The sequence below is a fragment of the Maribacter forsetii DSM 18668 genome (genome assembly GCF_000744105.1).
GTDB lineage: Bacteria > Bacteroidota > Bacteroidia > Flavobacteriales > Flavobacteriaceae > Maribacter > Maribacter forsetii.
This window is the reverse complement of sequence record NZ_JQLH01000001.1, coordinates 4,000,871-4,025,140: the sequence shown is the minus strand read 5'-3', so window position 1 is coordinate 4,025,140 and position 24,270 is coordinate 4,000,871. Positions and strand designations below refer to the sequence as shown.

General features: G+C 36.1%; 21 protein-coding genes. 7 read left to right on the top strand and 14 right to left on the bottom strand.

What is annotated here, in order from left to right:
* Positions 1 to 91: 91 nt before the first annotated feature.
* The 14 genes from P177_RS17090 to P177_RS17025 form a co-directional block, all read right to left on the bottom strand.
* Positions 92 to 1,045 carry a hypothetical protein gene (locus tag P177_RS17090; RefSeq protein WP_036158719.1) on the bottom strand — a complete coding sequence of 318 codons (954 nt, stop codon included), beginning with the start codon at positions 1,043 to 1,045 and terminating at the stop codon, positions 92 to 94.
* A 1,171-nt stretch (positions 1,046 to 2,216) separates the two neighbouring features.
* Positions 2,217 to 2,441 carry a hypothetical protein gene (locus P177_RS17085; protein WP_036156713.1) on the bottom strand — a complete coding sequence of 75 codons (225 nt, stop codon included), beginning with the start codon at positions 2,439 to 2,441 and terminating at the stop codon, positions 2,217 to 2,219.
* Positions 2,442 to 3,057: 616 nt separating this feature from the next.
* On the bottom strand, positions 3,058 to 3,441 hold the full coding sequence (locus tag P177_RS17080; RefSeq protein ID WP_036156711.1) for an endonuclease domain-containing protein: 384 nt from the start codon (positions 3,439 to 3,441) through the stop codon (positions 3,058 to 3,060).
* Between the two features lie 183 nt (positions 3,442 to 3,624).
* A complete protein-coding gene (locus P177_RS17075) occupies positions 3,625 to 5,385 on the bottom strand; it encodes a serine hydrolase (protein ID WP_036156710.1) in 1,761 nt (586 codons plus the stop codon).
* 139 nt (positions 5,386 to 5,524) lie between these two features.
* Entirely contained in the window at positions 5,525 to 6,799 is a 1,275-nt protein-coding gene (locus P177_RS17070; protein WP_084684725.1) for a metal-dependent hydrolase family protein, read from the bottom strand.
* A gap of 1,446 nt (positions 6,800 to 8,245) precedes the next feature.
* Positions 8,246 to 8,758, bottom strand: coding sequence for a membrane protein (locus P177_RS17060; protein ID WP_036156706.1), 513 nt, complete (start codon positions 8,756 to 8,758; stop codon positions 8,246 to 8,248).
* A gap of 165 nt (positions 8,759 to 8,923) precedes the next feature.
* On the bottom strand, positions 8,924 to 9,799 hold the full coding sequence (locus P177_RS17055) for a sugar phosphate isomerase/epimerase family protein (RefSeq protein ID WP_036156704.1): 876 nt from the start codon (positions 9,797 to 9,799) through the stop codon (positions 8,924 to 8,926).
* Positions 9,800 to 9,831: 32 nt separating this feature from the next.
* Complete coding sequence (locus tag P177_RS17050; RefSeq protein ID WP_036156702.1) at positions 9,832 to 10,530, bottom strand: NUDIX hydrolase; 699 nt, start codon at positions 10,528 to 10,530, stop codon at positions 9,832 to 9,834.
* Between the two features lie 164 nt (positions 10,531 to 10,694).
* Positions 10,695 to 11,543, bottom strand: coding sequence for a putative beta-lysine N-acetyltransferase (gene ablB, locus P177_RS17045; RefSeq protein WP_036156700.1), 849 nt, complete (start codon positions 11,541 to 11,543; stop codon positions 10,695 to 10,697).
* 34 nt (positions 11,544 to 11,577) lie between these two features.
* Positions 11,578 to 12,777, bottom strand: a complete 1,200-nt coding sequence (locus P177_RS17040) for a glutamate-5-semialdehyde dehydrogenase (protein WP_036156698.1) — start codon at positions 12,775 to 12,777, stop codon at positions 11,578 to 11,580.
* Entirely contained in the window at positions 12,777 to 13,565 is a 789-nt protein-coding gene (proB, locus tag P177_RS17035; RefSeq protein WP_036156696.1) for a glutamate 5-kinase, read from the bottom strand. The genes P177_RS17040 and proB overlap by 1 nt, the downstream gene beginning before the upstream one ends.
* Entirely contained in the window at positions 13,558 to 14,373 is an 816-nt protein-coding gene (gene proC, locus P177_RS17030) for a pyrroline-5-carboxylate reductase (RefSeq protein WP_036156694.1), read from the bottom strand. Before proC ends, proB begins: the two co-directional genes overlap by 8 nt.
* A gap of 42 nt (positions 14,374 to 14,415) precedes the next feature.
* Complete coding sequence (locus P177_RS20145) at positions 14,416 to 14,607, bottom strand: hypothetical protein (RefSeq protein WP_157486605.1); 192 nt, start codon at positions 14,605 to 14,607, stop codon at positions 14,416 to 14,418.
* A 141-nt stretch (positions 14,608 to 14,748) separates the two neighbouring features.
* The gene (locus P177_RS17025; RefSeq protein WP_036158712.1) at positions 14,749 to 15,609 is read right to left on the bottom strand and encodes a sigma-70 family RNA polymerase sigma factor; all 861 of its coding nucleotides are present in this window, start codon (positions 15,607 to 15,609) and stop codon (positions 14,749 to 14,751) included.
* Between the two features lie 365 nt (positions 15,610 to 15,974).
* On the opposite strand from P177_RS17025, the gene P177_RS17020 reads away from it, so the two are divergent.
* The 7 genes from P177_RS17020 to P177_RS16995 all read left to right on the top strand — a co-directional run bounded on the left by P177_RS17020 (position 15,975) and on the right by P177_RS16995 (position 24,141).
* Entirely contained in the window at positions 15,975 to 17,627 is a 1,653-nt protein-coding gene (locus P177_RS17020; protein ID WP_051941901.1) for a sensor histidine kinase, read from the top strand.
* Positions 17,628 to 17,820: 193 nt separating this feature from the next.
* Positions 17,821 to 19,617 carry an alpha-amylase family glycosyl hydrolase gene (locus P177_RS17015; protein WP_036156692.1) on the top strand — a complete coding sequence of 599 codons (1,797 nt, stop codon included), beginning with the start codon at positions 17,821 to 17,823 and terminating at the stop codon, positions 19,615 to 19,617.
* Between the two features lie 178 nt (positions 19,618 to 19,795).
* Positions 19,796 to 20,329 (top strand): helix-turn-helix domain-containing protein, encoded by a 534-nt coding sequence (locus tag P177_RS17010; protein WP_036156690.1) that lies wholly within the window; start codon positions 19,796 to 19,798, stop codon positions 20,327 to 20,329.
* Positions 20,330 to 20,367: 38 nt separating this feature from the next.
* A complete protein-coding gene (locus P177_RS17005) occupies positions 20,368 to 20,808 on the top strand; it encodes a response regulator (protein WP_036156688.1) in 441 nt (146 codons plus the stop codon).
* Between the two features lie 130 nt (positions 20,809 to 20,938).
* Positions 20,939 to 22,870 carry a sensor histidine kinase gene (locus P177_RS19540; protein ID WP_051941900.1) on the top strand — a complete coding sequence of 644 codons (1,932 nt, stop codon included), beginning with the start codon at positions 20,939 to 20,941 and terminating at the stop codon, positions 22,868 to 22,870.
* Between the two features lie 123 nt (positions 22,871 to 22,993).
* Positions 22,994 to 23,155 carry a hypothetical protein gene (locus P177_RS20140; protein WP_157486604.1) on the top strand — a complete coding sequence of 54 codons (162 nt, stop codon included), beginning with the start codon at positions 22,994 to 22,996 and terminating at the stop codon, positions 23,153 to 23,155.
* A complete protein-coding gene (locus P177_RS16995; RefSeq protein WP_036156686.1) occupies positions 23,146 to 24,141 on the top strand; it encodes a helix-turn-helix domain-containing protein in 996 nt (331 codons plus the stop codon). The genes P177_RS20140 and P177_RS16995 overlap by 10 nt, the downstream gene beginning before the upstream one ends.
* Positions 24,142 to 24,270: the final 129 nt, after the last annotated feature.

The window sequence follows — 24,270 nt, the reverse complement described above, 5'->3', positions numbered from 1 at the left end:
ATTTCTTAAAATGTATCATATCCTTTATGTGACTATCTGAGTTTTTTTTGACAATTACAGCTAACGGTTATACATTGTTACAAAACGTTTTTTATTTTCCACGTAATTCCATTAAATCAGCTGGTTTATATTTTTCGCAATAAACTTCAAGTCCGAATTTCATAATTAAAGCGATTATTGTTGCCGAAATCATTTTTATCCCAATTCCTAGACTAGCTAAACAAGCGATTACTGCACTTCTGATGTAATTTTTGCTTAAAACCATTCCCATTCCGTTTTTAAACCAAACTTGATAAATTTCACTTTTTGGGTCACAAAGAGAATTATACAAAACTCTTTTGACTGATTGAAATACAGTCTTACCAACTTCTTTATCTTTAATTTTTTCTTCTGGGCTTGGTAAAGCTAATCTTTCAGCAGAAGGAAGCTGTTTAGTTGAAAACTCGTGTACTTGAAATAATAAATATTTAGTGTGTTGGGGAACGCTTCTGCCTAACGAAAGATAGATTTCAGATTCAGTTTTTCTTGTAACAAGTTTAACTATTTCTTTTTCTAGTTCTTCCTCGGTGAATTGCTCTTCTTCTTTGTTTTTTAATGAATACAATGCGGTTTCTTCATTAAATCGGTCTATAATTTCCTTTCTAAATTTACTTCTAGTGCGTTCAGATTTTATGACTGAATCATTGTGAAGAACTTCTTTTATCAATGGTTTAGCTTTCTCTATTTCTTCTTTTCGCAGATAACAAATAGCCAGAAGCGCAGTAGCTTCCAAATATAGTCTTGTTCTATCCGAAACCAATTTTCTGTTTCCTTCCAAGCCTCTAATCGCAAACTCTAGCTCATCAAGTTCCAAAGCCAATTCATAAAGTCTATTTTTTGATTGCAGAAGTCTTGTTAAGTGTCCAGTTTTACGAAGAACAGTTTGTAAGTCCACGACCAACCTCTTTGCTGTTTCAAAATCTCTGTCCGCAATAGCAATTTTTAATTTCGGTTCTAAAATCCGTAATCTATCTTTTTGCTTGTCTGTTAGTTTTGGTGGTCTCAATGTTTCTTTTAAATGTTTTGTAACAATTGTGTATGTGCACAATTACACATATTTGTAAATAGTATGGTATATGTGCAATATTTCAGCTAAAGCGATAGGGGGGAGTAAACTTTGCTTGGTACTGCAATATAAAGAAGTTTGTGGTATATTTTCTTACGGGTTTCCGTAAAACTGTAAGAAAAATATAGTGGGTGTATAGAGAATATAACGAGCTGCGTTTGTAGTTAAAACGAGTACACCGTAGCACCCACCCCTTTGGTCCCCTCCCAAGAGGGGAGAATTACGTTTTTGGTTGTGAGGTTGTTTGTGGTTGGGGAGTTGGGTTTTTATAAGAGTTACTTCGTCTGATTTATCTACAAAGTTTGTTTTAAGTCAGAAACTGTTCCCCTCTTGGGAGGGGCTAGGGGTGGGTTCTTTTGAGTTAGAATATTCAATGCAATCATCATCACCGTAGCACCCACCCCTCAATCCCCTCCCAAGAGGGGAGGTTTTCGTTTTTGGTTGTGTGTTTTTTGGTGCTTGGGAGATGCGTTTTTATAAGAGTTACTACGTCTGTTTTATCTACAAGGTTTATTAAAAGTCAGAAACTGTTCCCGTCCTTGGAGGGACTAGGGGTGGGTTCTTTTGGGTTAGTATGTTCAATGCAATCATCATCACCGTAGCACCCACCCCTCAATCCCTCCCAAGAGGGGAGGTTTTCGTTATTGGTTGCGGGTTTTTTGGTGGTTGGGGAAATGCGTTTTCATAATGCCAGCGCTCGCCCCAACCCTAAAGGGTGCCCGCGCGCAGTTTGATGTTAATAAGTGGTTTTATCTAAAAAGTTTATTCAAAGTCAGAAACTGTTCCCCTCTTGGGAGGGGCTAGGGGTGGGTATTTTGGTAAGTTGCGAGATGGTGACAAGCGAGTTTTCGATACAAATTTTCTCATTCTTCGAAAATTCACTCGAAGTGACAATGTTACTTAGAACGAAAGGGCTAACATTTATTGAATTGAATACGCATTGTCAGTTCGAGTGGTTTTAAGTTTTAATGCAATGGAAACTTAAAATTGTATCGAGAACCCTTTGGTACAGGAATGTTTCTCGATACAAACTCCTTGTAGCTCGTAGTTCACTCGAAGTGACAAAAGTATTTATAACGAACAAGCTAACAAGAGCTGAATGTAGAACGCCTTATTCTATAATTTCATAATCAATACTAAGCTTTCGCAAAGCACGTAGTGCAGAACCGGTATTTTTATCATCCAATTCTATGTCAACGGCATCACCTTCTAAAAGTATATCGGTAAGTTCATTTGCTAACGATGCACTACAGTTAGTTGATATCTCTACAATACAATTGGAAATAGCCCTTCTGTCTGGTCTTGGGGCATCACAAGACAATAAATTGATTTTCATAATTGTAATTTATATATGCAAGATACCAGTGTTGGGTGAGGTAATGGGTATTGGTATGCAATTATTCAATTTTAGTCAACGGTTGTTCCCCTCCTCGGAGGGGCTAGGGGTGGGTTCTTTTGGGTTAGTATGTTCAATGAAACCTTCATCACCCGATCACCCACCCCAATCCCCTCCCGAGAGGGGAGGTTTTCGTTTTTGGATGGGGTTTGTTGGTTACATTGGGGAATTGCGTTTTTATAATACCAGCCGCTCGCCCCAACCCTAAAGGGTGCCCACGGGCAGTTTAGTGTAGTTATGTGGTCTTAATCTAAAAAAGTTAATTATAAGTAAGAAACTATTCCCCTCCTTGGAGGGGCTAGGGGTGGGTTCTTTTTAGTTAGAATGTTTAATGAAACCTTCATCACCTGATCACCCACCCCTCAATCCCCTCCCGAGAGGGGAGGTTTTCGTTTTTGGATGGGGGTTTGTTGGTTACATTGGGGAATTGCGTTTTTATAATACCAGCCGCTCGCCCCAACCCTAAAGGGTGCCCACGGGCAGTTTAGTGTAGTTATGTGGTCTTAATCTAAAAAAGTTAATTACAAGTCAGAAACTGTTCCCCTCTTGGGAGGGGCTAGGGGTGGGTTCTTATTTGTTCTAATTTCTCAATTATTACTTTAATCTCTTCTAAAACAAAACCCAAATTATTCTTCACATCAGTATCTGAAAACCTGAGCATATGTACACCTAAAGATTCTAAGCGTGCTTGCCGTTTCTTATCTTTTTCTTCATGTCCTTCTTCAAAATGAATACTGCCATCTACTTCTATTGCGAGCTGAAGATCTTTGCAATAAAAATCAACTATATATTGATCGACAGGAATTTGTCTGCTAAATTTTTGACCTAGCTTTTTACCTTTTATCTCTCGCCATAGCGCGATTTCACCTAGGGTCATGTTATTTCTTAATGTTTTAGCGAGTTCAACTAAATTTGGGTTATATGGAATTATCTTTCTCATCGTAAGACCCACCCCTTAATCCCCTCCCAAGAGGGGAGAAGTACGTTATTGATTGCGAAATTAGAGTTAGTTGAAACTTCTGTTTTCATAAAATTATTCTTAGAATATATTTTAATTCAAGACGCTAGCTGTTCCCCTCTTGGGAGGGGCTAGGGGTGGGTGATAAAACTAAATAATCTCACACTATTCCACCTTCTTACCATTCATTTCTTGCCCGTTTTGAAATAGAGTTAAACTTTCAATTGCTCCGTTTTCATCTTTAAAAAACTGAATTTGAGCAGCAACTTCTTTTAAGTAAAAAGTATCGTTCGATTTGGCGAGAATATCCAACATCTGCTGCCCTGTTGCTTGTGCTTTTAATTGCTTGCCTTCTTTGGTTATGGTAATTTTAAAAGTGGGCATTAATTCATAGACACCTATGTAGCTTTCTAATAGTGCCTCTGGTACTTCGAACTCTTTTGTTAAGTTACTGGTATCGACACCTAATTTTGTAAGCATGTCTATGGCATTTTCATTACCAGGATTCATTTCTGCTGCTTTTGTGTAGTTCTCTATTGCACCTTTGTTATCTCCAGATTTCATTAATGCTTCGGCATAACTATCATATACATTGGCAGATTTTGGATACGCGTCTACGTTCAGTTTAAAAACTTGAATTGCTTCTTTGATTTTGTTAGATCCTAATAGTTGATATCCCGTTTGGTTCATCTCATTTTCATTGACATCAAAATCTTTGTTGTCCTTATTCTTTTCAAAATACGCAACCCCTGCATCAATACCTTTCGTTTCTATGATCTCTAAAAGTTTAGATGCCAATGGAGTTTTAGGGTGGTCATAACTTTTATCGTTTATAATACCAAGAATCGATTGTGTGATTTTACCTAATGGGGCACCACCGGTATTATTTAAAAGCACAATCAATGACTTGTCTGAAAGCTGTCTTGAAATTTGTGTATTGAATCCGTTAATACCGCCACCATGGGTAATTACTGCTATACTATCGGTTGTGTTACCTAGGGCTTCATTACCAACCATCCAGCCGTAGGCATAATGAAAACTGCCGAAAGCGGGTATATGTGGTTTAAAATACATATCCATATATTCTTGGGATAATAATTTATTGGTATACAATGCTTGGTCCCACAGGTATAAATCTTCTACGGTAGCGTATAGCGAGCCTGCAGCATACGGAATAGACATATCTAGGTAAGGGGAATTGATAAATCCGTTTCCATTATTCTCATAACCTGTAGCTCTATTTTTTAGGATGTCTGAATGATGATCGAATCCGGATTCCTTCATGCCTAATGGAAAAAATATCTTCTCGTCTAGCATTTCTTCATACGTTTTACCGGATAGTTTTTCAATAAGTACTCCCAATAAAAAATAACCGGAGTTGCTGTAATTGAACTTTTCGCCGGGATTAAACTCTAGCTCCATATCTTGAAACTTTTTGATAAACTTTTCTGGGGTGTATGGGTCTCTACTTACGTCTTCGAAAAAATTGGGAAATGACGTGTAGTTCGGTATACCAGAAGTATGGGTTAATAAATGATGGGTGGTAATTTTGTCTCCGTTTTCTTTTGGGTACTCTGGTAAGTAGGTAGTAATAGGTACCTGTAAATCTAGTTTACCTTCTGCTGCCAATTGTAGAATAAGCATGGCGGTAAATTGTTTGGTCACAGAACCTAGGCGATGTTTGGTATTGGGGCTGTTGGGAATATCCCATTCCATATTCGCCATTCCATATCCTTTTTTGAAAATGACCTTTCCATCTTTGGCAACTAGAGCAGAACCATTGAATTTATTATAGGCTAGATATTCCTTTAAAAGCTCATCTATCTGTTCGGCGTTCGTTTGGCCAAATGCCATGGTGCCCGTAAATAATAATGCTAAAAAGCATAAAAGAAGTGTCTTGATTGATTTGTGATGCGATGATTTCATGATGTTCGTTTTTTAATTGATTGACTATAGTACCAACAATTGGCTTCTACTCGATAATCGTGATTTAAATGCTCCGACTCTTGAGAGTAAATTTTAATAATTTTCAATTCAATATATCGCGGGCTTGCCCCGAGGTTATTTACTTTTCATTCTTATAAATGACTCCGTCTTTCATAACAAATTTTACATTCTCTAAAGTGGAAATATCATTTATAGGGTTAGCATCTACGGCAATAATATCTGCCAGTAAACCTTCTTTTACTTCACCACGATCAGTAAGCCCTAGCATTTCTGCACTATTGGTAGTAGCCGTTTTAATTGCTTCTTTAGTACTCATACCACAGTCAATTAATGCTGCGAATTCAATGGCATTTTTACCATGAGGTATGATCGGGGTATCTGTACCAAAGGCAATTTTTACATCTGCTTTAATAGCTTTTGTAAGATTTTGTTTAGCTATAGGCATTACATAGTTTGCTTTGCCGGCCATAACAGGATCCATTTTGTCTATCATAGGCTCAATTATGGTAGCGAGCCCTCTCGTTGGTACTAGGTAAACACCATTTTCTTTCATTAACTGAATACCTTCATCATCAATAATAGATCCGTGCTCAATAGAATACACACCAGCTTTTATAGCTTCTTTGATACCTTCGGTACCATGTGCGTGTGCAGCAACTTTTATATGGTGTCTTGCAGCTTCATCTACAATGGTCTTCATTTCTTCATTACTTAGCTGTTGTGCGCCAATGGCATCTTCCATAGAAAGTACGCCTGCTGTAGCATGCATTTTAATGAATTTGGCACCGTGCTTAATTTGATAGCGTACCGCTTCGATGGCATCATATTTTCCGTTGATGATTCCGTCATTTGGACCAACGGTAACTAAACCTTCTGCCAGCCCCAAAGAAATATCTCCGTGTCCGCCACTTATAGAAATCATATGTCCCGATGGGATAATTCTAGGTGCGGCTATCATCCCTTTATCAGAAGCTTCAGAAACGGCAACATCAATAAGCTCAGGTGTAATATGTAATTGCCCTATGCTTCTTATGGTAGTGAAACCGGCCATTAACGTTTTTTCTGCGTTGACCACAGCCCTTACAGTACCTTGACTAGCACTTTCCTTATAGACATAGTCCCAGCTACCTCTAAAATCGCCATCTAAATGCACGTGCATATCCATAAGACCCGGTAATAGTATTTTACCCATTAAGTCTACAGTTTCAACACCTTCCGGCAATACCTTTGCATTAATAGATTTTATGGTTCCATTTTCGATAAGCAGATTAGCCGGAGAAATTAATTTTCCGGTTCTGACATCTAAGTACGAATCTGCTTTAATCAGTTTTGATTGTGCAATTGCGGATAATGTCGCTGTTAAAAGGAGAAGGAGGGATAACAATTGTTTCATATAGAGTTTGGTTTTATATAGTTTTTTTCAAAGAATACAATAGCAATAGTTCTTTGATGAAAATAGTATTATAAAGCATTAGGGGAGTGGACTTTATTGGCTATGGCAAGATACCAAAGTTTGACTTAAAAAGTTTAATAAAAGGCATTGATTATTCCCCTCCTCGGAGGGGTCAGGGGTGGGTCCTTTTGAGTTAGTATGTTTAATGAAATCTTCGTCACGCAATTACCCACCCCTCAATCCCCTCCCAAGAGGGGATGTTTTCGTTTTTAGTTGTGAGTTAGTTGGTTGTTGGGGAGTTGCGTTTTTATAAGAGTTACTTCGTCTGTTTTATCTACAAAGTTTGTTTCAAGTCAGAAACTATTCCCCTCCTCGGAGGGGCTAGGGGTGGGTTCTTTTTAGTTAGAATGTTCAATGCAATCTTCATCACCCGATCACCCACCCCTCAATCCCCTCCCGAGAGGGGAGGTTTTCGTTTTTAGTTGTGAGTTAGTTGGTTGTTGGGGAGTTGCGTTTTAATAAGAGTTACTTCGTCTGTTTTATCTACAAAGTTTGTTTCAAGTCAGAAACTATTCCCCTCCATGGAGGGGCTAGGGGTGGGTTCTTTTGAGTTAGTATGTTCAATGAAATCTTCATCGCCCGATCACCCACCCCTCAATCCCCTCCCGAGAGGGGAGGTTTTCGTTTTTAGTTGTGAGTTAGTTGGTTGTTGGGGAGTTGCGTTTTAATAAGAGTTACTTCGTCTGTTTTATCTACAAAGTTTGTTTCAAGTCAGAAACTGTTCCCCTCCATGGAGGGGCTAGGGGTGGATTCTTTTCAGTTAGTATGTTTAATAAAATCTTCATCGCCCGATCACCCACCTCTCAATCCCCTCCCAAGAGGGGAGGTTTTCGTTTTTGGTTGTGGGTTTATTGGTTCGTCGGGGAGTTGGGTTTTTGTAATGACGGCGCTCGCCCCAACCCTAAAGGGTGCCCACGCGCAGTTTGTTATTGATATATGGTCTTAATCTATGAAGCTTAGTCACAGTCACTATCTGTTCCCCTCTTGGGAGGGGCTAGGGGTGGGTCTTTTTGAGTTAGTATGTTCAATGCAATCATCATCACCGTAGCACCCACCCCTCAATCCCCTCCTTGGAGGGGCTAGGGGTGGGTTCTTTTGAGTTAGAATGTTCAATGCAATCTTCATCGCGCGATTACCCACCCCTCAATCCCCTCCCGAGTGGGGAGGTTTTCGTTATTGTTTGCGGGTTTATTGGTTGTTGGGGAGTTGCATTTTTATAAGAGTTACTTCGTCTGTTTTATCTACAAAGTTAATTACATGTCAGAAACTATTCCCCTCCTCGGAGGGGCTAGGGGTGGGTTCTTGATGGTTACAGTGTTTATCAAAACCAAAAAATCCACTTTAAAGAAATGTCTTTAAAGCGGATTAAATATTAATCTTATGCTGTTACACGAACAGCAAAATAATGGTTAGAACGATACCACCAAGTGAAAAGTATAATCCTTTTTTAAATACAGTAGTTTTAGGCATGAACATCCAAAAGGAAGACACCACGAAAAATAATAGTGAAAGTCCGAAAAATATGTTCAGAAAATATACGGGGCTATTCGTAGTTGCTTTATGTAAGTGTTCCATCTTATCCAAAATAAAAGGAAGCTCCATTTTTTTAATGGTCGCCATACCTGTTGCGGTATTGTATTCGCCTTGCTTAAAGTAAACAACATCACCTTCGGTTTTTTGAGGTTTTACACCGCCTTTAATTCGCAATGCTCCACTAAGTTCAGCAGTTTTTAAATTAGGTTTTAATTGTTTTTCTATGATCTTTTCACTTTTTAGAAAATCTGTATTTCTATAGATCATTATAATTCCGCTAATGGAGTACATCGCCATGATACCGGCTAAAAAGAAGCCTAGGTATCTGTGTATAATTCTCATGCGTAAACTTGTGGTCATTTTCATTCTGTACTTTTTTAAAGTTGGTGTTGCGAGTGCAAAAATAGGCACATAAGTTTAAAAGTGATTAAGACAATGTTAAAGATGAAAGGTTTAATGGGTATGTATAAAAAAGAAAACCCCAAAGAGAAAAATCTCTTCGGGGCAATCTCCGTTGTTTGATAATACTAATTATTTGAAACCTATTTCTTTAATGCCTTCATGACTTATTTTAATAGCCTCTAAGGGTTTTAATCCGTCGAAAGTCATATCCTGTTCAACCATATAATATTTCATTCCAGAAAGCTCTTTGTTAGCTAGGATATTTTTAAAGCCTATAGAACCTGTACCCACTGGTGCGAATCTACCTTGCTCATCCATATCTTTTACGTGCCATATTTTAAAACGACCTGGATATTTGTTGAAATAAGCAATAGGGTTGGCACCTGCTTTGGTAACCCAATATAAATCCATCTGAAAGTTCAATAATTTAGGATCTATATTTTCTAACAAGTAATCTATTGGAACGATACCTGCATCATTTTTCTTGAATTCAAAATCATGATTATGGTACAATAACTTTAATCCTGCCTTATTAGCTTTTTCACCTAAAGTGGTTAAAATTTTAGCTAAATCTTCTACCGTACCTGTCATGCCCATTGTTCTATCTTCTTCATTGAAGGTGAACATACCCATTGGCGGAATAGGCACTACAAAATATTTAAAACCTGCAGATTTTGCGTCTGCCATCATTTTATCGGCATTGTCAAGAGTAACTGCACTTTGGTGTGTACTAATTGGCTTTAGTTTTAAGGATTTTAATAAACCCTTGAAATCAGCCGGAGTCATACCATAATACTTGCCATCTTCATAACCTGCCGCTTCAATATTCTTGTAGCCGGCATCAGATACAGCTTGTAAGGTTGCTTTGGCATTGGTACCCATATCGTCTCTGACGGTGTATAGTGCCAATCCGCCAAATTTCTTTTGGGCGTAGGTAGTAACCGTCCCCAGCATAAAAAGGGCAATTACGGAGCATTTAAAAAAGTTGTTAGTTGAAATTTTCATTGTTGTTGTATTAATTGAAATGTTAGTTGTTATTATTTAAAGCTATATAGGTAAGGAGCTTTGTGCGCCTTGCCTTCAAAAAGCTTTTCATGTCGCTCTAAAATATCCATGGACAGCATTTTTCGTTGAAAACTAGTGCGCCTTAGTGTTTGATCTAAAATAGCCTCAAAGACTTGTTGCAATTGCTTCATTGTAAATTTCGAAGGAAGCAGGTTCATTCCTATTATCTTTTCGCTTATATTATTACGCAGCACCTCAAGAGCGGCATCTACGATCTCGTTATGATCCATCATTAGTTTTGGTACGCTATTGATATCGTACCAATCAATACTATCAGAAAGATGATCGGGTTTAGGATTCACATCTTCATAGTTAATAAGCGCATAATGACCAACTGTTATAAAGCGGTCCATCATCCATTCGTTCTTCTCTATATTTTTATTATTTGCTTTTAAAATTCGACGCGTAGCTGCGGGATCCGTTCTGTCTAATTTCCCGAAAATTTGAAATTGGTCCAAGAATACATTTTTTAATCCTGTGCGTTCTTCTACTCCCTTATTTACCGCATCTTGTACGCTCTGGTTTTTTTTGATATAACCCCCCGGAAGTGCAAATAAACCAGTGTTGTGATATTCTAGAATAAGAATTTTTAAGTTAATGCCATTAAACCCAAAAATTACACAGTCGTAAGAAAGGTTGGGAATGAATTTCTTATTTTTGGCACCTTTCATTAACGAATTTGATAAAATTTAGTTGTGTTTTTCAAATAAAGCACAAAATATGGTGTAATCAAAGGATTATTGTAATTAAATGAGACAATAAAAAGGTCTACAAATGAATAGTTAACTATTCATTTGTAGACCTTTTTTATCTTAAGTTTATAGGTAGGCGGATACTAGCTTCTTTTAAAGTACCAAACGTTCATACTTTCCATGGCATCTCTCACCAAACAATTGTTTGTTAATGTGCCTGCTAAAATAAAACCATGTTTGCTGAATGTAATATTGAGTCCGTATGAAGTTGATCTTACCATTGTATAAATAGTTTTACACCCTAGTTTATCCATCTTGTTCTTAATGTCTTGTACTAAGAAATACGAAAGGTTCTGACCTCTGTAATCTGGATGTGTCACAAAATCAACGATTTCTACATTCGACTCATTTTCATTTACAGCAAGAATGGCCGATACCAGTAATTCGCCATCCTGAAAGAGTCCATAAAACTGATGGTTTAAATCTTTCAGCTTAGAAAAATAATCCGCCTTTTTAATTTGATGCGGGTGATATTTATAGGCTTTCTTGTGCAAATCTTCAAGGGTATGAAAATCTGTAGCAGAAAGCTCTTTGATTTTCAGATTCTCGGGCATTTGAAAAAAAGAATCTGTGTTCGGTTTATTGGCAGCTTGCGCTATGGTTTTAACCGTAGCAATCGTCTTTATACTTTTTTCATCATTTACATGACGCTCTTCATTGGGGTATTCTGCAAGAAAATAACCATCAATAGTACCATTATAAAGTCCGGGTATTTTAGCTTCTACCGTAAACCCCTTTGATTTTAACACGTCTACACCTTTTTCAGATGCCTTGCCCAGAATTTTTTCATAACGCTTCTTTTTGGCAAGGTCTTTCATTTTTAGAAGCAGATTGTCTAAATCAACATTTTCAGCTTCAGAAAAATAGATGCGTTTATGCATATTGCCATGATAGACCAATGCACCGTCTATGTTTTCAATTGTTTCGAACATAAATTTCGATTTTCAAGTATGGGGACTCCTTTAACTATTCGCGAATTTGACCATCACCAAATACATAATACTTATTGGTAACCAACTGCTTTAAACCTAATGGTCCGCGGTGGTGTAATTTATCTGTGCTAATAGCTAGTTCTGCACCAACCCCCATTTGACCACCATCTGTAAAACGCGTTGATGCATTTTGGTAAACGGCCGCACAATCTACCTCTTCCATAAATTGCATGGCGGTATCTTTATTAGATGTCATAATTGTTGCGGAATGCCCGCCAGAATTATCGTTTATTTTTTCAACTGCTTCATCTAGGGAGTCAACAGATCCCAAGCAGCATTTCATGGCTAGAAATTCTTCTTTCCAAATGGCATCATCTTTAATTTGTTGTGCATCTGTAAGAATAGAATTAACATCTGCATCAACTAAAGTTTCTACCCCTTTTGCGCTTAAAAGTTGATAAATATCTGTCAATTTCTGCTCGTAGTTTTCAATATTGGCATTGATTAATATTTTATCTAAAGCATTACAAGCTGATATTTTTTCGGTTTTGGCATTCATGATGACCTTTACACTTTTTTCCCAATCGGCCTCTTTGTCCACGAACAAAAAGTTATTACCTCTACCGCTAACAAGTACCGCACATTTGGCATGCTCTTTTACAAAATTGATTAAACGCTCACCACCTCTAGGAACAATAAGATCAAGTTTTTCGGTAGGGTTTCTCAAAAACTCTTGCGTTTCTTCCCTATTCATGGTCAATTGCTGAATGTACTCTTTTGTGAGTCCGTTTTCCTCAAGAGCCTTGTGCCAAAGTTCTACAAGAATCGTGTTGCTATGCAAAGCTTCTTTACCACCTTTTAAAAGAATTTTGTTATTCGCTTTAAAGGCTAGTACCGCAGCTTCGATAGTTACGTCTGGTCTAGACTCATAAATAATCATTATGGTTCCAAAAGGAGCCGTTTTGTTGGTGATATCCAATCCGTTTTCCAAATTCTGGGTTGAAATGGTCTTACCGACAGGATCGTCTTGAGACATCACTTCATTTATTGAGCCGATCATACCATCAATTTTACTGTTGGTTACGATAAGTCTATCGTACATGGCTTGATCATCTTTTTTGAAAAGATCCAAATCTTTCTTATTGGCATCAAGAATGCTACTTCGGTTTTCATCCAAAAGTCGCATCATGCTATTTAAGACCTTATTTTTTATTTCCGTTGAAATTATCTTCATTATGCTTCTGCTTTTTCTTCTAGGGTTACTTTCGTACCCACATTTTTTCCTTCTATAATATCAATTATTGTACGGTCTTTTTTACCGTTGGCAATAAACGTTGGTATGTTCTTGGCAGCTGCCTGTTGGGCGTAATCTAATTTAGAGCCCATGCCACCACGACCCTCACCAGCTTTCTTATTGCTATCTTTTATATACTTATCTAAGTTTTCTTCAGGATTTACATGTGCTACAAGATTGCTGCTCTCAGCATTTGGGTGACCGGTATAGAGACCGTCAATATCCGTTAAGATAATCAGTTTGTCGGCATCAATAAGTTGCGCTATTAAACTGGCAAGCTCATCGTTATCAGAGAACATACTCATGGTGACAGATACGGCATCATCTTCATTTGCAATGGGTATCACCCCTTCAGACAATAAACCTTCTACACAATTGATCATATTTTCTCTGTGTACACCAGGGGTAAAATCTCGTTTTGTAGGCAGTACCTGTGCGCATTTCATACCATAATCATGAAAAATGTTATAGTATAAACGCATCATTCTAGGTTGCCCAATAGCAGAGTAAACCTGCCTGCGTTGTGTATCTTCTTCAATAGATGATGCACCCAGAACTTCACGACCAGCAATTACAGAGCCCGAAGAAACCAGTACGGTCAATATATCTTGTTCGTATAATTCTGCAATCTGTTGTACCAAATTTCGTAATACCGGTCTCACAATACGATTGTCCTTATTGGTCATTACGTTGGTGCCTACCTTTATTACTATTTTCTGTTTATACATGTACTTTTTCTTTTCCAAGTTCAACTGCACGTTCAAATGCTGCGAATGCGGCTTCTTTAATTAATTCTCCTACATTATTATTTTCCATAGAATCTAACGCAGCACGTGTGGTGCCGCCTTTGCTGGCAACTTTATCCATCCAAGAATTTGGGGAAAGCTCATTCTGATTAAAAAGCTCAATTGCACCCGTAAATGTCTGTGCTACCAATACTTTTGAAACTTTTGGGGTGAAGCCCATTTTTAAGGCTGCCTCCATCATGCTTTGCATAAAATAGAAAACATATGCTGGGCCGCTACCGGAAATTCCTGTTGAAGCGTCGATGAAATTCTCGTCGCTTACCAGTACAGACTTCCCAGTGGTATCTAAAAGACTTTCTATAGTTAGTAGTTCAATTCTTGATACATCTTTTGATGCAACGAAAGAAGTTAATCCCTTGCCGATCTGTGCCGGTAAATTTGGCATTGCACGTACAATTTTTGTTAGTCCCGTAAGGCTTTGAATCGTTTCCATAGTAACACCGGCCATTATAGAAATAACAATCTGACCTGTTCTTACCAAAGGATTCAATTTTAAGAAAACACTTTCTGCGTGATAAGGTTTCACTGCGATAAAAATGATATCTGCCTCTGGAGCACATTTCTTTAAATCATCAAAAGCATCGAACTGCGGATTCTCGCGTAATTCCTCCAGTTTTTCTTCAGAGGTGTCAAGCACCATGATATTTCTCTTCTTAAGTAATTTTGATTTGGACATGCCCTCAGCATAAGTCAATCCCATGTTGCCGGCTCCTATTACTAGTATTTTCATGAATTCAATTTAAATTATTGGATAATATTTATAATTGTATAATTAGATAAATAACATTTTTTCAACAGCGTTGTTTTTACGCCTGTAATATATTTGTCTGTAGGTATGCATTGTTTTTATAGGTATACCCATAAAGTATTTTGTAATCGAGGTCACCTTAGACTTTTTTAGTCCGTTGCGTGTTCTATATAATTCTTTGGTATTGCTTTCTCTTTTGATGTAAATAAATTTCATGTAATAGTTTTTCAAATAGTAACATAACATATGCATTGCCAACTCCAAATTAGCGATGTTAAGCTTGTGTTATACTATTTTTAAAAGGTGTTAATAATAATCTCTAAGTGAGGCGGTTAGCTCTTACCTGTTAGCTTTGTTTTAAAGGTAGGCGCGCAAAAGTTCAGTATTGGAAGTACGGCGTAAAGACTTTAATCCTTTATCCTTTATTTGACGTACGCGCTCTCTGGTTACATCAAAAATTTCACCAATTTCAACCAAACTCATAGGTGGTTGATTTCCAAGACCGAAAAATAGACGAAGAACATCTCCTTGTCTTTCAGGAATTTTATTTAGTACCTCATTAATATCGGTCTCTAAGGATTCTGCCATTACCTCATTATCAGGGCTGTTCAGTTTTGTGGATTCCAATACATTATATAGTGATGAAGATTCTCCCTCTTTAAATGGTGCATCTAAAGAAATAGATTTTCCGGAGTTTTTCATAGAGCTCTTTACTTTAGAAACACTCATGTCCAATTCTTTTGCAATTTCTGCAGCACTTGGCGGTCTCTCGTTTTCTTGTTCTAATGAAGAATATATTTGGTAGATTTTAGAGCTGACAGCAATTTTATTTTGTGGTAGGCGAATAAGGCGCGATTTGTTAGATAGCGCCTGAAGAATAGATTGTCTGATCCACCAAACGGCATAGGAAATGAATTTAAAACCTCTGGTTTCATCAAAGCGTTTTGCAGCTTTTACCAATCCTAGATTACCTTCGTTAATGAGGTCGGTTAAACGTAAACCTCTATTTTGATATTGTTTGGCGGCAGAGACCACAAATCTTAGATTGGCACTGACCAATTTATCTAATGCCTTTTGATCACCTTCACGAATTTTTCGAGCCAATTCTACTTCCTCATCTGCAGTAATCAAGTCGATCTTACTGATTTCTTGAAAATATTTTTCTAAAGATTTGGCATCTCTGTTCGTGATTTGTTTTGTGATCTTTAATTGTCGCATAGAATACTTTTGGGTTAAAGTATAACATAACATATTTTAGTTAAAATGCAAGAAATTGACGCATTTTATGATTTATTTGACTAATTTAAAGGGTTTTTTGTTCGTTTTTGAATAAAAATCGTCGTTTTTTAAAAATTTTGATTTTTGTCTTTTTATCGTGAAATCTCTTCAAATTTTATGAAATAGGCACTAAAAAAGTGTATAATGTTTAATTCAGTTTTATTGAGTTAAAACTTTCTTCGCCAAATTATTTAATTTGTAAATATTTGTTTAATTACGCGATTCAGTTAATGGCAGTTATTGTGTTACTATTTATAACTGTATATTCAACGATCTAATTTTAGATACTTCAATTCTGTATTCTTATGAATAAAAAATTTCATTTTCTTGACGATGGTGGTGAGATGGGAAGATTAATGCGAGAAAAAAATTGGTCTAGCACTCCTTTAGGTCCACCAGACGGATGGCCGCAGAGTTTACGTACTACGATCAATATTTTGTTGAATTCACCATTTCCAATGTTTTTATTTTGGGGAGATAGACTTAAGGGATTTTATAATGATGCTTATCGTCCTATTTTAGGTACGGAAGGTAAACACCCTACTATTTTAGGTCTAAACGGCAAAGCCGCCTGGGCAGAAATTTGGGAAGATATAAAGCCCATGTTAGAAGTGGTGACCAAGAAAGGAGAATCTATTTGGCGAGAGAATTTAATGATTCCTATTTTTAGGAATGGTAGAATGGAAGATGTTTATTGGACCTTTAGTTATAGTCCCGTAAAAGATGAAGAAGGAAAAGTTTCTGGCGTTTTGGTCATAGTTACAGAAACAACCGAAGCTGTTCTGGCAGAAAGACGATTGAAAGAAAGTGAAAGAAGATTTAGGGAAATGGCCAATCTGTCACCAGTTTGGATTTGGATTACCGATAAAGAAATTAATATAGAGTATGCCAATCTCGCTTTGTTGAATTATGTTGGTGTAGAAAATGAGGCTGATTTTACTGGTCAGGTTTGGGTAGATGTAGTACACCCAGATGATCTTGATGTTGTTTTCAAAGGTTTTGGTAAAGCGGTTGAAGATAAATCAGATTTTACGCTTGAATATCGAGTTAAAAGAAAGAAAACCGGTAATTATGAATGGTTTAAGGTTTTAGGTGTTCCTAAATTCGAAGAAGGTGAAATGGTTGGTTTTATTGGTACGGGTATGAATATCGATAAGCAAAAATCATTTGCCGATGAACTAAAAAGAGAAGTGGATATTCGTACTAAAGAACTTGCGGATAGTAATGATAAGCTAGAGGCAATGAATAAAGAGCTTCAGTCCTTCGCCTATATTTCTAGTCATGATTTGCAAGAGCCGTTGCGTAAAATTCAGATGTTCGCAGAGGTGTTAATGGAAAATGAGTTTGATAAGCTGTCGACATCTGGCAAGGCGAAATTTGAGAAAATACAAAATGCCGCGAATAGAATGCAGTCCCTCATAAATGATTTGCTGTCCTATTCACGTACAGATACTGAGAAGAGGGTTTATGAAGTCATAGATTTAAAAGAACTTGTTGATGATGTTAAAAATGACCTAGCGGAGGAACTTAAAAAGAAACATGGTAATATAACGTTGTTACAATCATGTGAAATAGAGGTAGTGCCATTTCAGTTTAGACAGTTAATGTATAATCTGCTATCTAACGCTGTTAAGTACTCTAAAAATGATGTTTCGCCAAACGTAACTATAAATACAGAAATTATTACCAACGCAAAATCTGTAGACATTAGTTTAAAAAATATAAAGGAATACGTTAGAATTACAATTACCGATAACGGTATAGGATTTGAAGAACAGTTTGCAGAAAAGATTTTTGAAGTATTTCAACGTTTACACTCCAAGCAAGAATATGTAGGTACCGGTATTGGTTTGGCAATTGTGAAAAAAATTGTACAGAATCATAATGGTGTCATTAGTGCAAAAGGCATATTAAATGAAGGTTCCGTTTTTGAAATTGTAATGCCAAAAATGCAATAAAATAGAGGTGTGTTACTTCTAATTTTCTTATACTTCTATGGTATAGTTCATAGTATAATTTTATTCCGTAAATATTCTTCTAGATGAACTTCATTCATATCTAAGGTCATAATATTTTGTAAAAAATGTTTTAGAGTTAAAGCATCTCTTTTTGAGAACATTACTTACACCGTTTGCAATCTACTTTTGGTTTATGAATACTACAATAACAAAATCGGCAGGTATGGGCGCTGTCTTAGGTGATGGTGCTGTAACCTTTAGAGTGTGGGCTCCGCATGCGGAAAAAGTTTTCGTTGGCGGAAGCTTTAACAACTGGTCTAAGAATGAAATCTCCCTTGATATAGAGGATAATGGATATTGGTCCGTAATTACAGAAAAGGCATCTGAAGGAGATGAATATAAATTCTTTATTGAATATGAAGGGGAAGTTTTCGCAAGAAATGATCCTTATGCTTTTGAAGTGACCAATAGCAATGGTAATTCTATCATAAGAACATTAGATTTTAAGTGGGATGATGAAGACTTTAAAATGCCAAGCTGGAACGAGTTGGTTATTTATGAACTACATGTAGGTACTTTTAATCGTTCTACTCCAGATACCGTTGGTACATTTGAAGATGTTATTGCCAAACTAGATTATTTAAAAGAACTGGGTATTAATTGTATAGAGTTGTTGCCTGTGGCTGAGTTTGCTGGAGGAATTTCTTGGGGGTATAATCCTGCGCATCCTTTTGCTATTGAACAAGACTATGGCGGTCCAGATGCTTTTGCAAAGTTGGTCAATGAAGCACATAAAAAGGGTATTGCGGTGATTATGGATGTAGTATATAATCACTTTGGACCTTCAGATGTTGATTTATGGCGATTTGATGGTTGGAGTGAAAACGATAAAGGAGGAATCTATTTTTATAATGACCATAGAAGCGATACCCCATGGGGAGATACCAGACCAGATTATGGACGTGAAGAAGTGCGTCAATATTTGCGTGATAATGCATTGATGTGGATAGAGAAATACCATTGCGATGGTTTACGTATGGATGCTACCTCATATATACGATATGAAGGCGGCGGTTTAGGTTATGATACCGAAATTGAGGAAGGAAATATATTGATGCGCGATATCAATAGTGAGATAAGAGAGAAATATCCGCATGTATTAACAATAGCTGAGGATTTAAAAGGCGATAGTAGGGTTACCGATGCCATAGAGCATGATGGGCTGGCATATGGATCTCAATGGGATATGAATTTTGTACACCCGGTTAGAGAGGTAATAGAAGACACTCATGATGATGGTAGAGACTTGCAAAAAGTGGTTGATGCCCTTGAGTTTACATATAGCAATGATGCATTTAGCCGAATTGTATATACAGAGTCTCATGATGAGGTAGCTAATGGCAAGGCGCGAGTTCCGGAAGAAATACAGCCCGGAGATGCGGAAAGTGATTTTGCTAAAAAGAGAGCATTGTTGGGTATTGTATTGACATTGACCGCACCAGGTATACCTATGCTTTTTCAGGGACAGGAGTTTATTGAAGATGAATATTTTCAAGATACCGAGGCTTTGGATTGGGATAAGGAAAAGAAGCATAGAGGTATTGAAAAGTTGGTAAGTGATATCATTAAGCTAAGAACAGGGAATACTGAGGGTGGACAAGGTTTAAGAAGTCAACATATTGAAATTTTACACGTAAATCACCAAACTAAAATACTAGCTTATAAAAGGTTTGATGCAGATGATACAACACAACCGGTGTTGATCGTTTTAAATTTTAGTAATCAAGATTTTGAAGATTATAGTATTGGTTTAAATGAAAACGAGCCTTTTAATCTTAGAATAAATGCAGGAAATAAAATATACGATCCGGCATTTTCACAATTACCAGTAGTTGATTTAAAGGTTGTTCAAGCCAATACTGATGAAAAGCAGTGGACGGGTATGGTAAATATACCTGCTTACGGTGCGTTGGTTTTTACAAAATCTTAATGAGACACCTGTAATTTACTGCTGTAGAGAGAATTATTGTGTGTTTTAACTTAGAATAATGTGGTTTTTTTAACTTAGGTTCAATAGTGGTAATATTTTATTGTATTTTGTTATACAATGTATTGTTAATATAATATTTTTACCATTGAAATGTGGCAATTTAATTTTGATTTATTGAATGGAATATAATTTCATATATAACCCTGAAAAAATGGTTAATGAAGTATTTCAAAGAACAATGGTCGCTGCAGGGGTTGATTTTGAAATTTTGCAAGACAGTACCATTAAGCTTTTAGATGATGTAAGCGATGAAAAACTTCAAACTATCATAAAGGAACTTGAAGGTTTTGGAATAAAGGTTCAGACGAAAGAAAATCGTGATATCGTTGAGGAAATTAAAATTTACATAAAGAAAATGGTTTATGAGGGCGATATTAGAAATGTAAAAATATCAGAATTACTTTCTAATCAGTTGGGTTTTAGTTATCCATACCTTTCAAATTTATTTTCTAGTAAAACATTCACCTCAATAGAGAATTTTTATATTTTAGTACGCATAGAAAAAGTGAAAGAATTAGTGCTATTAGAGAATACAAGTCTAGGGGAGATTGCCCATAACTTAAATTTTAGCAGTGTTCCTCATTTATCTAATCAATTCAAGAAAGTAACCGGGTTAACCATCACCCAATATTTGAAGTTTAGAAAAAAGTAAGAAGAACGGTTCTTCTTTTCAATACATGAATAGTGAAAATGGATAAATTAAAAATACTTCTCGTTGACGACGATGAAGACGACAGACAGTTTTTTGCAGATGCGTTGGAAGGGGTAGAGCTCAATACAGAATTACGCCAGTTAGAGAATGGTAAAAGCTGTATGGAATTTTTGCTTTCCGATACAGATAATACTCCCGATTTGGTTTTTCTAGATTTGAACATGCCAATTATGAACGGGTTTGAGTGTTTAGAAGCTATAAGACGTACACCTCATTTAAAAGATTTGTTGGTAGCGATCTACTCTACATCTTCTGCAGAAAGAGATATAGAAGAAACCTTTGAAAAAGGCGCAAATATTTACATCAAAAAACCTTCAAGTTTTAGTGAGCTTAAAAAGTCGTTAAAGCAAGTGGTTAAAATGAATTGGGCATATCATTTAAATGATTTCAAAAAAGAGAATTTTCTATTGAAGATATAAGTAGTTTACTTACACTATACTTTTAAAGTTGTTTCGTTAGGAGCAACTTTTTTTGTTTTAGCACCAAGCAAGTCAACTTATAATTGGTTATTTCGCAGTACCTTAACAATGGCTTGAAAAGTAATTTAGAATGAAGAATAATTTAGCAGATGATATTTTTAGAACAATGGTAGATAATGCCATCACTGCTGTATTATATACTGAGTCATCCGTATCTAACTCTTTAAATGCAAAAGAGCACTTTGTTAAATATGCAAATAAAAAAGCACAAAGATTCTTCTCTATCGTATCTGATAGTAACGAAAATAAATCTTTAGAAGAGATTGTAAAATATGATGAACTGCTTATTTTGGCTAATAAGGTCTTGGAATGCGGCGAAGATGAAAATTTCAATATCATAGTCAAAGACGCAGAAAGCATACTTAATTATCATGTTAGAATTAGATCTTTTAATAAAGGTCTTTTATTTGCCTTGTCCTTGATAGCGCCCAAATTTATAACAGATAAAGAGTCTAAACTTCCTTTGGGTAGTTTAAAATCAAGAAATAGAGAACTTGAAATTTCCAATCTTTTTGGCATTCGTGTTTTAGACAGTAATGATAGCATAATCACGTATCTAAAGCCTATTTTCAATAAATCGGGTAAGGCTAAAGATTTCCGTATAGATTATATAAATAATCGTATGGGTGAGATTGCTAATGAGGATTCAGCCTTTATAGAGGGTCAGACCATTTTAGAGTATTACCCTAAAAACTCAGATAACGGTGTTTTGGAAATTCTGGCAGATTGTTATAATACTGGAGATAATAAAGAATATACCAAAGAATTTATATTTAACGAAACGTCTGTTTGGTTAGCGACAAAGGCAGTTAAAATGAATGATGGTCTTATATTGTTCTCTAAAGATGTTACACAAGAGAAGAAATATGAAGCACAATTGTTTATACAGAACAGGTTATTGTCAGAAGCTGAACATGTTGCTAATATTGGTAGCTTTAGATGGAATTTAGTAGAGGGTCAAATAAAATACTCTGATAATGTATATCGTTTGTTTGGCTATGACCCTAATGAGTTTGATAATAAATATGACCGCCTTCTAACGTTTTTACATCCAAACGATATTGAAAAAGTTAAATCTAGTTTTAAGACCGCTAGAAGAAATAAGGCTAAATCTGATCTGGTATTTCGTGTTTATACAAAATCTCAAGAGTTACGCTACATGAATACAGTTGGCGAATGTTACCAAAAAGAAGGTAGCTGGTATATGGTTGGCGTTATTAGAGATGTAACTAAGCAGATAGAAGCAGAGTCTGTACTTCAAATAAAAAATGCGGAGTTAAAAAGAACCAATGCAGATTTGGAGGCATTTAACCGTGTTGCAAGTCATGATTTACAAGAGCCATTGCGTAAAATTCAAATGTTTGTTAGCCGTTTGGATGAAGAAGAGGCAGGTAGATTAAGTAATAGGTCTCAAGGCTATTTGTCTAAAATTAAATATTCTTCAGATAGAATGCGTAACCTTATCAATAATCTGCTATCATATTCTAAAATTGATGAAGTTAGTGAGCAACCTAGGCGTGTAGACTTAAATGATGTTCTAAACAATGTTCTTGAAGATTTAGGTGAGCGTATTAATGATTTAGATGCCCAGGTAGTATCTGAAAGCCTTCCTGTAGTAAACGGCATACAATTTCAATTAGAGCAACTATTTGCTAATCTTATAGGTAATTCCCTCAAGTACGTAAAAGAAGGTGTTCAACCTCATGTAAAGATTATGGGTAGCTTAGTCAGCGGAGATAAAACAAAAGTCGATACTTTATTACCAAGCATCAATTACGTAAAATTACAATTTATTGATAATGGTATTGGCTTTGAGAAGAAGTACCAAGAGAAAATTTTTGAAATCTTTCAGCGCTTGCATGGCAAAACAGAATTTTCAGGTACGGGTTTAGGGTTGTCAATATGCAAGAAAATAGTGCAATCCCATAATGGAACAATTACCGCCAAGGGAGAAAATGGTAAAGGAGCTGAATTTACAGTTTACCTTCCTACCTTACTATAAATTAAGCCGTATTATATTATTTTACTACATCTTCTTAAAATTGTGTAACAGCTTCTAAAAATGTTGTAACACATTTACTTTGTATAGCCTGCATCTTTGTACCAACAAGAAATGTAAGCCTTTATGAACAATCTTCAATATGCTAGAGTAGGTGCAGTAAGAAGCAAAAACTCTCGTTTTCACGCTTCAAATGTAGAAGTAAATACTTCTAGCGCATCAGATGCTTTGATAGCACAAGAGGCTACATTAAATAATAACCATTTAAACAATATATCATGCAAGTAGTCCATAATCAATTAAGTTATTTCAATAGTGTATTAGGCGGAAGTATCTCTAGTTTTCAAGGCGATCGTATTCTTCAATATGATAACGATAAGGGAACAGGAAGAATACAAACGGTTTCATTAGGTTCGGGAATTTCTTATACTGAATATGATCTGGATTTGAACGAGGATTTCAATTTCGATTTAAAATTGGATGAAAATCGTAGTTTGTACTTCATCTACTGTTTAGAAGGTAGTTTTAGGTTTTCAAAAGGAAAAGAAAATAGTAAAGTAGAAGCATTACAAACAGTCGTAGTAGGTGGTTCTAACGAAACTATAAATATAAAATTAAGAGAGGCGACTAAGTCTAACTTGTCTATTATTAAAGTAACACAAGATGGCGAAGCGTTAACCAAGAATACTAACAATAACGAGTTGTACGAGAAATTGTTTGCTCAGTTTTTGAATGAAGATGGAAGTGCTCATATAGGTACCTTCAATCTTAAAATAAAAGAACAATTATTACAGATTAGATCAATTGCCCAGGTAGGTTTAGTTAGAAAACTGCTTATTGAAGGTATTGTGAACTTTACTTTGGCATTAGAGATTTTACACTGTAAGCAAGATATAGAGAATAGCGGTCAGGTATCTACTATGTTGACCAAAAAAGAGCTTTTAAGAATAGAAGAGGCGGTAAATGCTATTAAGAGAAAGCCAGAATTTCCATATACAGTTACAGATTTAAGTAAAGAATATGGTCTTTCGCCAACAAAATTACAAGAAGGATTTAAAGTGATGGAAGGTACTACGGTAACCAACTTCATTAGAAACGAAAGATTGATACTTGCCGAAGAATTGATACAAACCTCTGATATGAACATTTCAGAGATTGTATATTCCATAGGTTTTACAAGTAGAAGTTACTTCTCTAAAATCTTTAGAAACAAATTTAAGTGTACGCCAAAAGCATATTTGATGAATATTAGAAACGCATCGCTTTCAGCATAAGAAAATTGTTATGAAAATGGTTGAGCCGGCTCTTTGAGCTGGCTTTTTTTGTTTTATATAATTAGGGTAATGGTATTTTAGGATGCTGGGTGTATAATAAACGTAGAAGAAATAGAAAGTCAACTATAC